Here is a 15,285-nt window from a genome sequence, read left to right as displayed (position 1 = left end):
AGTAAAAGTAACCTGCAAGCCCTGGTTATTATAAACTCTCTGAGAGGCTGGGCAGATTTTGGCATGTAATGATAGTTAACAGCGTTAATATATGTTTTTCTCCTGAAAATATTCGGACTCATGACAAAAAACATGAAATTGCTATTTATCCTGTGATTTCCAAGAAAATAAAAAGAGTTTGTTCTAAGCACAATTTACACTTCCTTTAGAATACGGAATCCTGTAAATCCCATACGATCATCAGCAATGTTAGCACTGCGAAGTGCTGACCGGCAAAACCTGGAAAGACTGCTCCAGCAACCACCGCGATCAATACGAAGGAAACTGCTGCTATCTCCCCAGGCACTGCCATCTTCGGGAGCACCTTCAAAACTTGAATGCCATTTATCCTCACACCATTCCCACACATTACCATTCATATCATACAGACCCCATGGATTTGGTTTCTTCTGGCCTACCGGATAGGTTGTTTTGCCTGAATACCAGCCATAATCATCCAGATCAGATTCATCATCTCCAAAATGATATTTACTTGTAGTACCTGCCCTGCAGGCATACTCCCACTCGGCCTCAGATGGTAAACGATATTTATCAGTACCCTCTTTTTTGTTCAGTTTACTAATAAACTCCTGTACGTCATCCCATGAAACCTGCTCTACAGGATGGTTATCATGGCTCTTAAATAAAGAAGGATTACTGCCCATTATTGATATCCATTCTTTCTGTGTTACTGGATATTTACCGAGAAAAAAAGGTTCTGAAATTGTAACTTCATGTACTGGCCTGGCAGTGGCATCCTGCTTGGATCCCATCATGAACTTACCTGAAGGGATCAGCACGAATTCAATTCCAATGGAGTTTACATAAACTTTGCCTGTATTTTTATTATCAATTCCCTCAATACAGCCGTTAGTATATTTTCCAGCTTCGTTTTGCCCATCATTATGTCTGTTATTATCTTTATCAATACGATTTACTGTTTCACAATGAACCATATTCAACACCTGTGACTTTGTATATGATATTACTCCGGTCATTTCCTGTTTCATGGATCAAAACAATTTCAGGCAAGTACAGAAACATTATACAATAAACAATGTTGAAACAGAATAGGCTTTGAATATCTTCTATTATTCCCCCTTCAAATTGCCCCCGGAATAGTGACACATTTCAATTTGCCCCAAAAATTGACATTATGCCATTGAAGAAATATATGTCCTGCATAAGTGTTATTTTTTACGTCCCGATAATAAAGAATGATCCATTTTCCATACCGGAGACTCTTAGTTTAACAAAAAGATATTTACTCTGAAGTTCTGAACACGATTACATCAGATATATTATTATGAAGGAGAAATATGAATTTTTAGAATATCTATTCTATTTTCTCAATGGTAAGCTCTACTTTACCTATTTGCTTTGCGAGGGTTTTTGATACCTTTTCATTTTCAACCCAGTATGCGTTCATAACTGTGGCAGGCACATAGCAATTCTCACATATAGCATTCTTCATGGTCTTCATGATAATCTCATAATACGGAATATTCTGTTGTGTCATTTCAGCATTAGGAAGATCAAAATCACAACCCCATTTTTTCAGTTTCTTACAATCTGTTTCAATATGTATGTGAGTCTTTCTGCCTTCAGTAACTGCTGTAATATAGGCCTTATGTCCACAAAGAGAGTCTACTGACATTGTTACAACCATATTAAACCTCCATAGAATTCATTCAAATTCGTTTCAAATATCCCCTTTATTTGATCTCTTCGAAAGTTATGTCAACACTCTCATATTTCTTTGCAACTTCTTTTGGGATCTTCTCGTTTTCTATCCAGTAAGCACTCATAACTGTCGGAGGAACGTAACAATTACTGCAAATCGAATACTCCGCCCTCTTTTTATTAAGAAGATCAAAAGATACATCCCTGTCTATAAGATCCATTTTAGGGAGGTTGAATTCATTACCCCATTTTTTGATCTTTGCACAGGTCGTTTCAACGTTTATTCTTGTATTCTTACCTTCATGCTGGGCCAGAACTGTTGTTCTGTTCCGGCATATGTTCTCCAGTGAGATAACAACTGTAATTTTACTGCCCCCGGTAACTCCCTGATAATTAAACCGATTTGTTGACAATTAGTCTAAAAAGATATTTGGAGATACTGTCCAACATCTTTTATACAAATTATATGTCGCAAAGATGCTTAAATCTTGCGTAACATCCTGTATTAAAGCAAGAATAAAAATAAAACAAAATTAGGAAAAAATGGAGGAGTTGGGTGCTTTTCGCACCCACGTAGACTTCATTTTTAATGAAACCGGCAGTTCCTATTGGAGAGATGGCAAGTTGTTTTTCGCGATGATTGAATCTATACTGTGTAAGGCGATAAACTCACCGGTTTCATGTCGAAAGCAGGGATATCGGCATCTTTTTTCCAGTATGATGAAAGCTGGTAGGTCATTCTGCTCATCATACATCTTCTGAAATGGTTCATGTTTATCAAACCATACCTCAGTGTAGTTGCTATATCCATGTTTTCACCTTTTCCTTTGCCTTAATCGGCAGTCAATATCTGACTTTATAATATATAATACTATTTTAGAACTGACAAAAAATAACTGAAACCGAACGATCAAAAGATCTAAACTCCCATATCAAGCATCCATTTTGCGATAATTCCCACAAAAACAGCTATCGTAAAGCTCAATAATGTACCTATGAGAATATATTCACTTACCTTACGGTCGGTGGTGAACCTGAAAATGGATTTTGCAGTTACAAGCAATCCAATTGCCTGATATTGTTCAAGTAACACAAATGTCAGAAGCAGGAATCTCTCAAGGCGCCCGATCCACAGACCCGCATTAAAAAGACCTTCACCTTCTTCCCCGTCCTTATCATGATGCCAGGGTTCTGTGAATTTACCAATTAATATCCCGCTTGGCCATATTACGATAACATAAGCAAGGATCAGAATCCATGTGTTTGTATTATTCAATTGAAGAAACGGAAGGCCTGAAACTATATTTTCGGGTCCGGTGATCAATGCCCAAACAAGCAATATTATCAGCATATGCGCCAGCTGGTCAAGAATTAACCATTTCAGATCATCTTTGCGTGTGGACTTAAAACCATCTATTATGATATGGGAGATCGTGTAGACAAAAAAAAGCCAGAAAAAACCATAAGCACCTGAAAGAACATATGCAAGCAGACCTGCAAGGAAGCCGTGTATGTAAAGCCATTTTGAATGCCACTTATTTTCAAAACGGTCATTGACCATTACCTGATTCTGGAATACAAAATCTGCAAGTACATGTGAAAGAAGAAGTCTCGCAAGCAGTGATACATTTAACAGAGCAGCATCCATCATTCATTCTCCATATGGAATATCTCCGTATATTCAAATAAGTTTGCATAGTTATCCAGAAACTTCCTCAACGCATCAAAACCTGCGGCTTTAAGGCTCTGGGAAATGCTTGACTGGGATTTACCAAGTTTTGATGCGATCTCATCCTGCGTCAGGCCACTAAGCTTCTCAAGAAGTATCTCTTTCTGAACATCTGTCCACCTGGCAACCATGTTATCAAAAAATGCGCATTGTGATTCCAGCATTAGATTCAATGCCGGATTTGCTGTTGTTATTAGAAGCTGTTTTTCCTGCTCTTTCATGTTGTCCAGTTCCTTACCTGAAAACCTGAAAGCCTGTCCGTCAGCCTCACCCACACTACCGGAATCCGGGAAATATTCCACACTTCCAATACCTATTGAAAACCTGGATTCAAGCCTTTGCCCATTTTCACCAACACTTAATTTCAGAAGGAGGAGCACTGATATCAACAACGCATCCTTCGGATTCCTGACCACAGTCTGAAAGCTGTCGCCCCTGGATATCTCAAAGGGCATGATCTTGCCACCATCCAGGTACAGACAATTTTTCACAAAAGAAAAGGAATCATGCATTACCGAGAGAAGTGATTCCCTGTCACTATAATCCATATCAGAAGAACTTACAAGGTCGCCTGTGATAACTGCATACAGTTTTCTTTTATCTTGCAAATGAAACCACTTCCTGTTTTCGTATCATATGTCAGATGAAGACTAATTATAAGTTTTCAAAATTATATCTTAATAATATCATATTAAAAGCTTATTATTTATATGTGTTTTTAGCTTATATATAATATCATTTTTATAAATTATATTTATAATATATAATTATTTTAACTTATACTCATGAGATATAAGTCTTTTAACTTATACTATACATATTAATACTACGATTCTTCAAGACAGTGATCCTACTATAGCCTATGAATGCAAGCATATTCGCAGTTAAATAAACCTGTATATATCTGAAAAACAATTCTGTAAGTAATAAATACAGGGAGATGAACATTAAAATGAACATTAGATTAGTTACGGTTGCGGCAGTTGTCCTGCTTGTATGCATGGCTTCCGGCTGTGTATCAGACAGCAAAGATACCGGCAGTAACAACAGCATTGACAACAATGGCAATGCAACACAGAATGTAGACGAACAGGCAGGAAACACCGATAATTCGGACGTTGCCATAGGCACAGTGTCAACCCTAAGCCATCAATTTTCAGAGACTGACAGTCAGAGCACTGCCTATGCCATTGTCGGAGACACCATTATAGTTGAGCTTAAAGAGAATCCCACAACCGGATATTCATGGAATATGACATACAGTAAAGGACTTAAGCTTACAGAGGATGCGTTCCTTGAAACCAGTACAAATGTAACTCTTGTTGGCGCAGGCGGTTCTCACATGTGGACTTTTGAGGTTACTGAAACAGGTGAACAAAACATATCCGCAATTTACAAACGGCCATGGGAAGAAACTACAGGAAACGAGAACAGCTATGAACTGACAATCCAGGTAATTCCGGAAAGCGAGCTTATAACCGATACCGGAACTGTGACATACAACAACCTTGAAGGCGGCTTTTATGGAATCGTGGGCACCGACGATGCGAGATATGACCCTATAAATCTGCCGAAAGATCTTAGAACTGATGGAACGGAAGTAAGATTCACAGCCTACCCACGTGGCGATATGGCAAGTTTCCACATGTGGGGACAGATTGTAGAAATAAGAACGATAAGTCCGATACTGTAAGCTAGTTTCAACTTACTTAAAACTTTAAACTCAAATAAAGAAAAACAGGGTTCTGTTACGCCTGTAACAGACCTGACTTATTTTTTGATTTTATCTTTAACTTTTTCAGCTTATTCCAGATTATGCATCAGTGGAAGCATTGAGATGTTAAGCGGTTCTCCGAATGCTCTGTCACCTGCATCTCCAAGACCCGGAAGGATGTAACCTTTATCATTAAGCTCCCTGTCGATCTTTGTAACGTATATCTCAACATCAGGAAGTTCCTCTTTCAGAGCGGTTATGCCTTCAGGAGCTGCAAGAATACCTATGATGACAATCCTCTTTGGGCTTCCGCATTTCTTTATCTCTGAAACCGTTTTCAGAAGAGTTGAACCTGTGGCTATCATAGGATCGCAGACTATTACAGTGTCCTCTTCCCTCATATGAGGAACTTTGATGTAGCTCATCTCAATATTGAAATCAGGAGCCTTGCCCCTGGAAGCAGAGACAATTCCTACCCTTGAATGTTCCAGTGTCTTGATGAGGCCTTCCATGAGCGGAATGGCTACCCTAAGCACAGTAATGATATACACATGGTCCCTGTCACCTGAGGCAACACCCTCTGTGCTCTCAAGAGGAGTCTCTATCTTTACTTTTTTGAAATCCATTGTCTTTGTGAACTCATAGCCCATGTATCTGCCAAGTTTCACAAGATCTTTCCTGAATCTAACATTTTCCGTTTCTTTTGAACGAAGCTCGGTAAGTATCTCCATAAGATAAGGAGAATCTTCAAAGGAATACACACCTTCCCATCTTTTATCTTCTATCATGTTAACACCCTTAATATTGATCAATATCCAGTATCTGTCGTATCTGTTTAGTTTGCCCTATTTGAGTAACTGATCCATTAGGATTGCTGAGATCGCACCCACTGCCATTCCGGATTCGAGTATGCTTGCAATTATCTGCGGGAAATTTGCAAGGAATTCTGCAGGAAGCTGAGGAGCACCAAGTCCCAGAACCAGTGAACTTGCAAGGATCAGCGTGTTCCTGTCGTTGAGCTCTACCCTGTCCTTGATGAGTTTCAGACCTGTAACACCGATCATTCCGTACAGCGCTGTTGTCAGTCCTCCAAGTACCGGAGCAGGAATTGATGCCAGCAGACCTGAGAATTTAGGGATAAGTGAGAACAGGATAAGAATTCCGGCACCGATCTGCACGACCTGAACACTTGAAACCCTTGTCAGAGCCACAAGACCGATATTCTCTGAATAACTGGTTGTACCACATGCACCGAAAATACCTGCAATTGAACAGGAAAGACCTTCTGAACCTATACCTCGGTTTATCTTCTTATTATCAATTGGCAGGTCAGCGATGGTTGAGATTGCATGATAGTCGCCTACACTCTCTATTATACTTACCATGAAAGCAAAGAGCAGGATTATGATGGCACTGACATCAAACACCGGAGTTCCCCATGGAAACAGTTTTGGCAGACTCACAATAGGCATGCTCTTAACAAGGCTGAAATCAACAAGTCCGAATGCCATACTCAGAATGTACCCTACAATTACACCTGCAATAACAGGCATCGTCTTGTAGGTTCCTTTTGCCTTGAGCGCTACAAGAATAGTTGTAATGAACGTCACTATAGCAATAATAGAAGAAGGCAGAATAGTTGTGCCAGCGGCATCAGCGTAATAATTGAACGTGTACATGACAGCCACATTGGCAAGCGAGAAACCCACAAGCATTATGGTTATTCCCGTAACAAGTGGTGAGAACAGTTTTTTCAGCCTGCCAATGAGACCTAAAGCGCCGGTAAGTCCTTCAATGATACCCCCAACAATCAGAGCTCCTTCAGCAGCTGCAAGGCCAAGGCCAGACCCTATTGCAATAAGACCCGGAATGAAAGCAAAACTTGAACCCTGCACAATTGGGAATTTAGATCCGATAAATGTCTGCAGCAGGGTTGCAATTCCCATTGCAAAAAGAACAGCCTGCATCATCACTGCAATTTCCGAAAGTGAAAGCCCAATGGCAGAACCAACAACCAGAGGGACTGTCACTGTCGCACCAAACATGGCCAGCACATGCTGGAATCCTAAAACGATCCGCTTCATAACAATCTCCATTAAATGATTTATACCAACCCTTTTTCAACTTTAGCAGCCTGACTCCATTCCCATAGATATAACTACCCCATTTTTTCCCGGAACTAATAATTTTCCTGCAGAATTATTCATTTTTTTAGCTTAATATAATTTGGTATCATTCTTTCATCGATTCTTCACGGTAAAAACATTTTTTAAGCTTCAGGACTGATAGAATTTCAGGAAAACAAAACAGATGCTTTGAATACATAGTATAATTAAACCAAAACGGAGGTTTAGAATGGACAAAAAGGATGTTAAAAAGAAAGAAATTGAAGATATAGAGATACCAAGCCTTGATGAACAGATCGATACATGGTGTACAGTACCGGATTCAAATGATGAAAACAAAAGTGCAGCAGATCTTGAAGTTGATGCATGGTGTGACAATACTACAGTTGAGGAAGAAGAGAAGAAAAAAAGAGAGAAAAAAGATTAATTCTTTTTACTTATTTTCACTTATTTTAATATATTGAACTGAATCCCAGAGCAAACTTTATAGATTATTAGCGGGAATTTATAATTAGGGTAATAAGGATAGGGGAAGGTTCTGAATCTGGCCGGGCGGGGGTGCTCCAGGAAAGGTCTGCAATCTTTTTCATTTGCCCTGACTGAAGTGTGATCAGGATAGTGGAAACTATACAGGGGGAGATAGGTAATGTATGAACCTGTCAGGAAACAAAAAGACATACTCGATAAGCTGAAAATCTTCGATGAGAACGTAGATGTTAAATGGGATGAACGTACCGGCATTCCACTTAGACTCAAAGGCTTGCTTGCAAAATCTGAACAGAAGGATCCGGGAAAGGCTGCCATCGAATTTATGGAAGTTAACAAAGACCTTTATCTGCTAAATTCTGTCAGCAAGGAAATGCTTGTTAAAAGGATCGATACTGACCGTATCGGCGCCAGACATGTGCGTATGCAGCAGGTCTACAAAGAACTGCCTGTTTTTGGCAGTGAGATAATAGTCCATATAGATGCCGATGATAATATTAAAGGAACGACTGGAAAGCTAACTCCTGAAATTGATCTGCCGGACAAGGCAAAGGTAACAGGAAAAGAGGCATTGAAGACCGTTCTTGGAGATGACAGGAACAATTCCAGAGAAAAACTGCATGCAGAACCTACACTGATGATACTGTCACAGTTTGTGAAAGAACCACATCTGGTATGGCATGTTACAGTTAACGGAATTGACAAGGATCTTGGCGGTGAAGACACTCCTGCCAAATGGGAATATTTTGTTGATGCACTGACCGGAAAAGTGGTCTGGAAATATAATAACGAGCAGGGACACACTAGGACCACTGGTTCGGGAATCGGAACATATGCAGGTTCTGTAACCATCAACACACTACACGATCATGGCACAGCCAAATATCTGCTCGAGGATCAATGGGTACCAAGTTCTGCAAGAGTAATTACCCATGATGCCAACGGCGACTATCCTCCTGCTCCTGTTTCGGAAGACGACAATAATAACTGGTCTGCATCCGGACAGGGGCCTGACGTTGATTGTCATCTTTATACAAGAATGGTTTACGACTATTACTTTACCGTACACGGACGTGATAGTTACGATGATGCAGGAGCTGACATGCATATCTACGCCAACTGCGGAACTAACTGGAACAATGCAACGTGGAACGGCAGTTATGTAAAGGTTGGTAACGGTGACGGATCAAGGTTTGATTCACTCTGTGCACTGGACATTATAGCCCATGAATGGACACATGCAGTTACTGAACATACAGCCGGACTGGTCTATAGTAATGAATCTGGTGCACTTAACGAATCCATGTCAGATGTTTTCGGTGCTCTGATATCCGGTAACTGGCTCATCGGTGAAGATGCGTGGTTGCCTGCAACAGCGCCAGCCCTGCGTAATATGGAAGATCCGACAAACGGGGGACAGTATGACCCTGCAAATCCACTTGATAGTTGCAGAGCAGGTCATCAGCCAGACCACATGGACGACAAATATACAGGATATTCGGATAACGGTGGAGTCCATATCAACAGTGGGATTATGAACAAAGCCGCTTACCTGATAGCCACCGGCGGAACGCACAGAGGAATCAGGGTATGTGAGGGGCTTGGACGTGATGTGCTTGGGCTTCTCTATTATCAGGCACTTACAACATATCTGGTATCAAGTTCGGATTTCAGCGACATGAGGGATGCAGTACTGGATTCACTTCATGATCTATATGCAACCAATCCGCATTATTCACGCTGGAGAGCAAGCATAATCAATGCATTTGCTGCTGTTGGAATAGGTTCGTCTGTGATATGCCCATTCACATGCTGGATAGCTCCGATGATCTGTCCACCGTCACCACATGTACTATGTCCTCCTGCACCAGGCTTTGTATGTCCGCCTGCTCCTTACATCTGCCCGCCTGCACCGGACTTTGTATGCCCGCCATCACCAATGGTAATCTGTCCACCGTCACCTTACATAGCCTGTCCCCCATCTCCGGGACTTTCATGTCTGCCAGGACCGGACCCGTTGCCATATGACCCATACATACGTGTCAAGAACCCGGTCATTACACTGAAAACTGACATCATAGAGATCGTCGGTATCGGACCTGAAACTTCAACCCTTTTCAAGGGAAGATCAATTTCAACACTTGGAGACTTCCTGAAAGCAACAGAGGATGCAAAAAAGGTAGCTGAACTTTCAAAGACACTTGGAATATCAGAAAACAGGATACATGACTGGAGAAAGAAGACACTTGTGATGCTTGGGGAAATCAAGTGATAGAAAAGCAGTCCGGCACATTGACAGCAGATGCATATAATATAGATGCTGGAATGGCTTTTGGCAGTGGCCTTCCGGATAGATCTGCTGTCCCTTATTTTCCTTTCAGGATAAGGAAAGAAGATGATATCTGGATAACAGAAGACCCTCTCAGTTCTGAAATACAGGAATTGAATGAAGCTGCATACTGGCTGCTTAAAATGTGTGACGGGTACCGGACACTTGACGAGATCACTGCACAATTGAGTACATCTTTTCATTCTGACCGGGACACTGTGATGGAGAAAAGCAAACCGGTACTTGATGAACTCACCTATCGAGGACTTTTGTGGTGGCGCAATGAAAGGATGAACTATTGGAAAGTCCCTGCTCCTGCTGGTGTGCTCTGGGACCTTACATCAAAATGTAATCTCAGATGCAGACATTGCGTTGTAAGTGCTGGAGAGGAATGCAGCGATGAGCTGAGCTTTGATGATTGTTGCAGGCTTATCGATGAGTTTGCTGATTTTGAAGTCGGCCAGTTGATACTAAGCGGCGGCGAGCCTATGATAAGAAAGGACTTTTTCGATATAGCAGAATATGCCGCTTCCAAAAATATAATGATACAGGTAGCCACCAACGGAACGCTGATTGATGAGGATGCTGCTGAGAAACTTGCAAATATCGGAGCGAGGGCGCAGGTGAGCCTTGATTCAAGCGTACCTGAGATTCATGATGATTTTCGGCAGTCTTCAGGTTCGTGGGAAAAAACAGTGAAGGGAATTAAACTGCTGGTAAAAGCCGGTGTTCCTGTCACACTGGCAGCCGCAGTAACCACAATGAATATAGATAATATCCCTGAAACCTATGAACTGGGGAAAGAACTTGGAGTGCAGACATTCAGAATCCTGCCTTTTGTTCCTTCCGGACGTGGAACAGGTGCTTTTGACCTGGAAGTAAAACCCGCAAGGATGCGGAAGCTGACAGAATTCCTTCTCAGTAAAAGAGAATCTGATGGTCCTGAGATCGCACCCATGGAATTTGAGTGTACTTTCCGACCAATTCCAGAACATGAGATTGAGATTGATACTGACATAAGGATCGGATGTGATGGTGCCATAGGATATTGCACGGTCACTTCAAGAGGTGATGTGCTTCCATGTAACTATTTTGAGGGGGCAGATGTTGAGAATGTGAAAGACCGGTCTTTCCGGTGGATATGGGATAATTCACGTTTCCTTAATTATTTCAGGAGCCTGAAAGCCTCGGACATGAAAGGTGAATGCAGTCGTTGTCAGTGGCTTCCTGTGTGCAGGGGAAGCTGCATTGCGGCTAATTTCACAAGAAGGGATATTTTCCAGGCAAATTGTCACTGCTGGCTGGTTAATGATAAATGAATGTTATTATTACAATTTATTTTTTGTAAAGGACGTTCTTGCAGAACGGAAGTTGTGAGTGATATATAACCGTGTTATTCTCGAATGAGAACAAAAGTGGAAACACATTAACACCGGCTTCCAGTGCTTTTTCAAATGCTTGAGCAAAATCCGGGTCAATTATTCCATTTGCTGTAAAGCATTCTGCTTCTGGTCTGAATATGAGAATGAGGATTGCAGCTTCGTGGCCCTCTGACCTGGCTTTGATAAGTTCATCAAGGTGGCGTTTTCCGCGGGTTGTTGGTGCATCGGGAAAAGATGCTGTTTTTCTTTCTGCCAGTGTGCAACCTTTGACCTCGATCCAGATATCTGTGTCCCCTTTCATTAAGAGATAGTCAAGCCTGCTCTCTCCGAATTTCTGCTCCGGCAGAACGGTATCTGCATTACTTAAAAGGTCAATGATGTTATTCTCAATCACCCATTCGGATAGCTGCCTGTGAAATGCAGAGTTAATGAGGATCCAGTTATTCCCGGACCTTCCGGCTATCATATCCCAGCTGGTTTTTCTTTTCGGATTGCTGGCTTTTCTAAGCAGCACCCGGTTTCCCGGATATAGTATGTCAATGAGCCTTCCAGGGTCATGGACGTGTACCTTTTCCTGACTTTTGGTTCCGTTCACATCGATCTCGACGATGGCCAGAAAACGATTTGGCCTTTCAATAAGTGTGCCTTCAACATCAGTTTGGATGTTGAGGACTTTTTGAGATGTACTGGACGGGGAAGAAGCATTCTGTGTCATAATTATACCTTAATTCGCGGAATGTCTGACTGTCAAACAACTATTAACTGGAGATCATCTGTGCCCTTAACTGTGAATCAAGCTGGGAAGCAACGGATTTTGCTATCTCTTTTTCAATGTGGTTCTGGTATGACCTATAAGTGAAAAGTCCTTTTGTCTTATCATGCAGGGTTATATCTCCCTGAATAAGTAGATTGTAGGAATAACCATCATTTGACGAGAAAACAACTGTCTTTTGTGTATCTTTTCCTGTAATATCGAGATATTTAGTTTCACCTGTTGAAGAAAATCCGAAGCGTACCTGACTATCGGAGCTTGAATACACAGGTGTATAGGATCTACTTATGCTGACGATATTCACGAACGCAAACTGTGAAGCATAATCATCTTTTATTTCATTCACAACTGTTACTGAGTAGCCGTATTCTTCAAGGGAACTGACAAGTTCTTTTTCCAGTATATTGGTGTTTGCATTTTGCTGATGAACGTAAAGGATAATATCACTGGACAGATCTGTTTTGTTACCACTGGAATATGCACTTACGGACGAATCCGAACTTGTGATGCTTGATTTTAATCCGATGTCCAGATATGTGACTGAAACCAGCGCCAGAACGATCAAAAGTACAATAACTACATATTTTCGTATCAAGATCAACTATAACCCTCTCTTTAATGATTATAGGAAAGGTATTTAGTAACTCTGCCTGAGGTATTCTTTTCTCCATGTGAATCAACACACTATTATATTAACTACATTATAGTTCTCATGATAACAAATTTATATGAGAATCAAAATATATTCACCATCGTATTTTTGGTGAACATATGGACAATTTATTTAACGACAAAGAAAACATATTAACATATTATAGTTTCAGAATAAATATATTGTTTTTTTGGATTAAAGCAAATTATTGGATAACAAGTAAGAATTTATTTGGAAGCAAACATAACACATATGCATTCAATAGCATTCCTTTAGGAAAAACAAAAATAACCCAACCATTAAAAACAATAGCATCTGTTACAGTATCAAATAAATTATATCCAGAAAGATTTATTATTGGTACACTCTGTATTTTATCGCCAAAAATATTACTGGTAGCCTTAGATATATTAGGAATAAATTTAATATTTAATCCTTCAATCGAAGGTTTGGCTTTTCTATCAATACTAATTCAATCCCTTTTAGTAATTTTACTTCTTTTGGGATTATTTGGCATCCTTAATTGCTATACTACAACTTTCACAATATACAACACCGGCGGACAATCCATAACAAATGAAGTTTCCTTTTTAGATAAAAATAATGTAGAAAGTTTCGTTAATTCACTAAATATATTGGTATCACAAGCTTGAATAAAAAGATGAATGTTTTTAGTTAAAATCAATTTAATTAATATAGAAACAAACTAACGCTTACAAAAAACAAATCAACAACAATAATTAAATATCCAGAGCCTCAAAGGAAGAGGGTGATATATATGGATTGTCTGTTCTGTAAGATCGTTGCCGGTGAAATTCCTTCACATAAAGTATATGAAGATGATTTTGTTTATGCGTTTCTGGATATCTATCCCTGTGCAGAGGGACACACAATTGTGCTTCCGAAAAAGCATTTTGGAAAATTCACTGATATGAGTGAGGACGAGGCTGCCAGCCTGTTTGCTTCAGTTAATAAGATTGCAAAGACAGTGGGAAAAACACTGGAACTTGAAGGGATGAATATTGGTATAAACAACGGGGAGATAGCCGGACAGACAGTGCCACATGTGCACGTTCACATTATTCCAAGACGTGCAGGTGACGGAGAAGGGAATATGCACACCATCGTGGAACTTCATCCATCCACAGACAACATTGCTGAACTTGCTGAAAAGCTCAGGAACTCATTTTAAATCGCATCTGAACATCCGATTCAAATATCTGGGAAAAATAGCACAATCAATTGCATCAACTATTTATTTCACAATCACGTTTATGGTAAAATAATTGTAGGAGAATAAAATATGGCAGATGATGAACAGAAAGTACTTGACGCACTTAAGGATGCTGGAAAGCCAATGAGACCTGGAGAGATTGCTGAAGCAACAGGTCTTGAAAGCAAAGAGGTCAGCAAGATCCTCAAAACACTCAAGAGCGCAGATGCGGTCTGCACTCCAAAGAGATGCTTCTATGCACACGCTGACTACGAAAAGTCAGAGTAATAAAATATAAAACTGATTCAGTTCTTTTCTTTTTCTTTTTACTGCATCAGTTACCATCAGATGATCAGATTTATGCAGCTCATGCGTCTCATTAACTACTGATAACAGTAACTGTGACCTCTCTTGTCCTTGGACCATCCATCTCTACAAGGAAAATACTCTGCCATGTCCCAAGATGTAAATTGCCATCAATGACCGGAAGTGTTTCACTGCTTCCAAGCAACACCGCTTTTAAGTGTGCATCAGCATTGTTCTCAATTCTGTCATGAGCATAACCGGCATGTGCAGGAACAAGTTTCTCCAGCAATTCAAGTATGTCTGACACAAGACCTGATTCATTCTCATTGATAATGATCGAGGTTGTTGTGTGTTTTGTACTTATTACACATATTCCATTCTTTACTCCGGTATCTTTTAACTGTTCTCTTACTTTGTCCGTAATATCAATAAGCTCTATCCTCTTGCCAGTCTTGATCTGCATAGTTGTCACTACCATCTGATATTATTCTGGATCTTAATAGAATTATTGGCATTGTTACTCAAATATAGTTAACTCTTTATTTCTGAATTTCATTAACAGTAGGACAGAGTACCGCAGCATTTCAATACTCTTTGTATAACACTTGGACTTTCTTCTCAACCTTGCCAGAAAATGCCTAAATATACTATTATATCCTTCTACAGTATATGTTTCTGCTTTGGATCGAGTATGAATCGCCGCTGGAAGAAACTCTGCATATGCTTTCCAGTGATCCGTCATGACTTCTTTTATCTCAATATCCTTTAATTTGTCCCAGAGTTGTATTCCAGTTTCTGTGCCTCTGCTGCCAAAAGAACAGTTGATGAACCTTTTCCCAACTCTATCAATAGCA

Annotated in this window: 19 protein-coding genes; 7 read left to right on the top strand and 12 right to left on the bottom strand. The window is 40.3% G+C overall.

Annotated elements, in window-relative coordinates:
- Nucleotides 1–194: 194 nt before the first annotated feature.
- The 6 genes from BLP52_RS11060 to BLP52_RS11040 all read right to left on the bottom strand — a co-directional run bounded on the left by BLP52_RS11060 (nucleotide 195) and on the right by BLP52_RS11040 (nucleotide 4,059).
- The gene (locus BLP52_RS11060; protein ID WP_091710554.1) at nucleotides 195–995 is read right to left on the bottom strand and encodes a formylglycine-generating enzyme family protein; all 801 of its coding nucleotides are present in this window, start codon (nucleotides 993–995) and stop codon (nucleotides 195–197) included.
- Nucleotides 996–1,375: 380 nt separating this feature from the next.
- Entirely contained in the window at nucleotides 1,376–1,708 is a 333-nt protein-coding gene (locus tag BLP52_RS11055; protein WP_091710553.1) for a DUF6951 family protein, read from the bottom strand.
- A gap of 46 nt (nucleotides 1,709–1,754) precedes the next feature.
- Nucleotides 1,755–2,135: a DUF6951 family protein gene (locus tag BLP52_RS11050; protein ID WP_091710552.1), complete on the bottom strand. Its 381-nt coding sequence runs from the start codon at nucleotides 2,133–2,135 to the stop codon at nucleotides 1,755–1,757.
- A 233-nt stretch (nucleotides 2,136–2,368) separates the two neighbouring features.
- Complete coding sequence (locus BLP52_RS14445) at nucleotides 2,369–2,533, bottom strand: hypothetical protein (RefSeq protein WP_154717857.1); 165 nt, start codon at nucleotides 2,531–2,533, stop codon at nucleotides 2,369–2,371.
- 108 nt (nucleotides 2,534–2,641) lie between these two features.
- Nucleotides 2,642–3,373 carry a DUF3307 domain-containing protein gene (locus tag BLP52_RS11045; RefSeq protein WP_238380809.1) on the bottom strand — a complete coding sequence of 244 codons (732 nt, stop codon included), beginning with the start codon at nucleotides 3,371–3,373 and terminating at the stop codon, nucleotides 2,642–2,644.
- Nucleotides 3,370–4,059, bottom strand: coding sequence for a SatD family protein (locus tag BLP52_RS11040; protein ID WP_091710550.1), 690 nt, complete (start codon nucleotides 4,057–4,059; stop codon nucleotides 3,370–3,372). Before BLP52_RS11040 ends, BLP52_RS11045 begins: the two co-directional genes overlap by 4 nt.
- A 344-nt stretch (nucleotides 4,060–4,403) precedes the next feature.
- Between BLP52_RS11040 and BLP52_RS11035 the strand changes: the two genes are divergently transcribed.
- Nucleotides 4,404–5,144: a protease inhibitor I42 family protein gene (locus BLP52_RS11035; protein WP_162272979.1), complete on the top strand. Its 741-nt coding sequence runs from the start codon at nucleotides 4,404–4,406 to the stop codon at nucleotides 5,142–5,144.
- A 110-nt stretch (nucleotides 5,145–5,254) separates the two neighbouring features.
- Here BLP52_RS11035 and upp read toward each other — a convergent pair whose 3' ends face one another.
- Nucleotides 5,255–5,953 carry a uracil phosphoribosyltransferase gene (gene upp, locus BLP52_RS11030; RefSeq protein ID WP_091710548.1) on the bottom strand — a complete coding sequence of 233 codons (699 nt, stop codon included), beginning with the start codon at nucleotides 5,951–5,953 and terminating at the stop codon, nucleotides 5,255–5,257.
- A gap of 57 nt (nucleotides 5,954–6,010) precedes the next feature.
- Nucleotides 6,011–7,249, bottom strand: coding sequence for a uracil-xanthine permease family protein (locus tag BLP52_RS11025; RefSeq protein WP_091710641.1), 1,239 nt, complete (start codon nucleotides 7,247–7,249; stop codon nucleotides 6,011–6,013).
- 271 nt (nucleotides 7,250–7,520) lie between these two features.
- Here BLP52_RS11025 and BLP52_RS11020 point away from each other — a divergent pair, with 271 nt between their 5' ends.
- The 3 genes from BLP52_RS11020 to BLP52_RS11010 all read left to right on the top strand — a co-directional run bounded on the left by BLP52_RS11020 (nucleotide 7,521) and on the right by BLP52_RS11010 (nucleotide 11,425).
- On the top strand, nucleotides 7,521–7,718 hold the full coding sequence (locus tag BLP52_RS11020) for a hypothetical protein (RefSeq protein ID WP_091710547.1): 198 nt from the start codon (nucleotides 7,521–7,523) through the stop codon (nucleotides 7,716–7,718).
- 219 nt (nucleotides 7,719–7,937) lie between these two features.
- Nucleotides 7,938–10,049, top strand: a complete 2,112-nt coding sequence (locus tag BLP52_RS11015) for a M4 family metallopeptidase (protein WP_091710546.1) — start codon at nucleotides 7,938–7,940, stop codon at nucleotides 10,047–10,049.
- Nucleotides 10,046–11,425 carry a PqqD family peptide modification chaperone gene (locus BLP52_RS11010; RefSeq protein WP_091710545.1) on the top strand — a complete coding sequence of 460 codons (1,380 nt, stop codon included), beginning with the start codon at nucleotides 10,046–10,048 and terminating at the stop codon, nucleotides 11,423–11,425. Before BLP52_RS11015 ends, BLP52_RS11010 begins: the two co-directional genes overlap by 4 nt.
- A 16-nt stretch (nucleotides 11,426–11,441) precedes the next feature.
- Here BLP52_RS11010 and sfsA read toward each other — a convergent pair whose 3' ends face one another.
- Complete coding sequence (sfsA, locus tag BLP52_RS11005; protein ID WP_091710544.1) at nucleotides 11,442–12,203, bottom strand: DNA/RNA nuclease SfsA; 762 nt, start codon at nucleotides 12,201–12,203, stop codon at nucleotides 11,442–11,444.
- Nucleotides 12,204–12,246: 43 nt separating this feature from the next.
- Nucleotides 12,247–12,855 (bottom strand): hypothetical protein, encoded by a 609-nt coding sequence (locus BLP52_RS11000; protein WP_162272978.1) that lies wholly within the window; start codon nucleotides 12,853–12,855, stop codon nucleotides 12,247–12,249.
- 176 nt (nucleotides 12,856–13,031) lie between these two features.
- On the opposite strand from BLP52_RS11000, the gene BLP52_RS10995 reads away from it, so the two are divergent.
- The 3 genes from BLP52_RS10995 to BLP52_RS10985 all read left to right on the top strand — a co-directional run bounded on the left by BLP52_RS10995 (nucleotide 13,032) and on the right by BLP52_RS10985 (nucleotide 14,413).
- Nucleotides 13,032–13,565 carry a hypothetical protein gene (locus tag BLP52_RS10995; RefSeq protein WP_091710542.1) on the top strand — a complete coding sequence of 178 codons (534 nt, stop codon included), beginning with the start codon at nucleotides 13,032–13,034 and terminating at the stop codon, nucleotides 13,563–13,565.
- A 125-nt stretch (nucleotides 13,566–13,690) separates the two neighbouring features.
- Nucleotides 13,691–14,104, top strand: coding sequence for an HIT family protein (locus BLP52_RS10990; protein ID WP_091710541.1), 414 nt, complete (start codon nucleotides 13,691–13,693; stop codon nucleotides 14,102–14,104).
- 111 nt (nucleotides 14,105–14,215) lie between these two features.
- Nucleotides 14,216–14,413, top strand: coding sequence for a helix-turn-helix domain-containing protein (locus BLP52_RS10985; protein WP_091710540.1), 198 nt, complete (start codon nucleotides 14,216–14,218; stop codon nucleotides 14,411–14,413).
- Between the two features lie 91 nt (nucleotides 14,414–14,504).
- On the opposite strand, the gene BLP52_RS10980 is transcribed toward BLP52_RS10985, so the two are convergent.
- Nucleotides 14,505–14,909, bottom strand: a complete 405-nt coding sequence (locus BLP52_RS10980) for a secondary thiamine-phosphate synthase enzyme YjbQ (RefSeq protein ID WP_238380808.1) — start codon at nucleotides 14,907–14,909, stop codon at nucleotides 14,505–14,507.
- Between the two features lie 39 nt (nucleotides 14,910–14,948).
- Nucleotides 14,949–15,285, bottom strand: a 337-nt coding sequence (locus BLP52_RS10975; RefSeq protein ID WP_162272977.1) for an IS1 family transposase, incomplete at its 5' end; no start/stop codon positions are given.

This window comes from Methanolobus vulcani (assembly GCF_900100715.1).
Taxonomy (GTDB): domain Archaea; phylum Halobacteriota; class Methanosarcinia; order Methanosarcinales; family Methanosarcinaceae; genus Methanolobus; species Methanolobus vulcani.
Note: the sequence above shows the minus strand (reverse complement) of the source record. Positions and strands in the feature narration are given on the sequence as shown.

Excerpts from the sequence above, each read along its gene's own strand:
- BLP52_RS11060 (WP_091710554.1), bottom strand. The coding sequence starts at position 995 with ATGGTTCATTGTGAAACAGTAAATCGTATTGATAAAGATAATAACAGA.
- BLP52_RS11055 (WP_091710553.1), bottom strand. The coding sequence starts at position 1,708 with ATGGTTGTAACAATGTCAGTAGACTCTCTTTGTGGACATAAGGCCTAT.
- BLP52_RS14445 (WP_154717857.1), bottom strand. The coding sequence starts at position 2,533 with ATGGATATAGCAACTACACTGAGGTATGGTTTGATAAACATGAACCAT.
- BLP52_RS11045 (WP_238380809.1), bottom strand. The coding sequence starts at position 3,373 with ATGATGGATGCTGCTCTGTTAAATGTATCACTGCTTGCGAGACTTCTT.
- BLP52_RS11035 (WP_162272979.1), top strand. The coding sequence starts at position 4,404 with ATGAACATTAGATTAGTTACGGTTGCGGCAGTTGTCCTGCTTGTATGC.
- upp (WP_091710548.1), bottom strand. The coding sequence starts at position 5,953 with ATGATAGAAGATAAAAGATGGGAAGGTGTGTATTCCTTTGAAGATTCT.
- BLP52_RS11025 (WP_091710641.1), bottom strand. The coding sequence starts at position 7,249 with ATGAAGCGGATCGTTTTAGGATTCCAGCATGTGCTGGCCATGTTTGGT.
- BLP52_RS11020 (WP_091710547.1), top strand. The coding sequence starts at position 7,521 with ATGGACAAAAAGGATGTTAAAAAGAAAGAAATTGAAGATATAGAGATA.
- BLP52_RS11015 (WP_091710546.1), top strand. The coding sequence starts at position 7,938 with ATGTATGAACCTGTCAGGAAACAAAAAGACATACTCGATAAGCTGAAA.
- sfsA (WP_091710544.1), bottom strand. The coding sequence starts at position 12,203 with ATGACACAGAATGCTTCTTCCCCGTCCAGTACATCTCAAAAAGTCCTC.
- BLP52_RS10995 (WP_091710542.1), top strand. The coding sequence starts at position 13,032 with ATGGACAATTTATTTAACGACAAAGAAAACATATTAACATATTATAGT.
- BLP52_RS10990 (WP_091710541.1), top strand. The coding sequence starts at position 13,691 with ATGGATTGTCTGTTCTGTAAGATCGTTGCCGGTGAAATTCCTTCACAT.
- BLP52_RS10985 (WP_091710540.1), top strand. The coding sequence starts at position 14,216 with ATGGCAGATGATGAACAGAAAGTACTTGACGCACTTAAGGATGCTGGA.
- BLP52_RS10980 (WP_238380808.1), bottom strand. The coding sequence starts at position 14,909 with ATGGTAGTGACAACTATGCAGATCAAGACTGGCAAGAGGATAGAGCTT.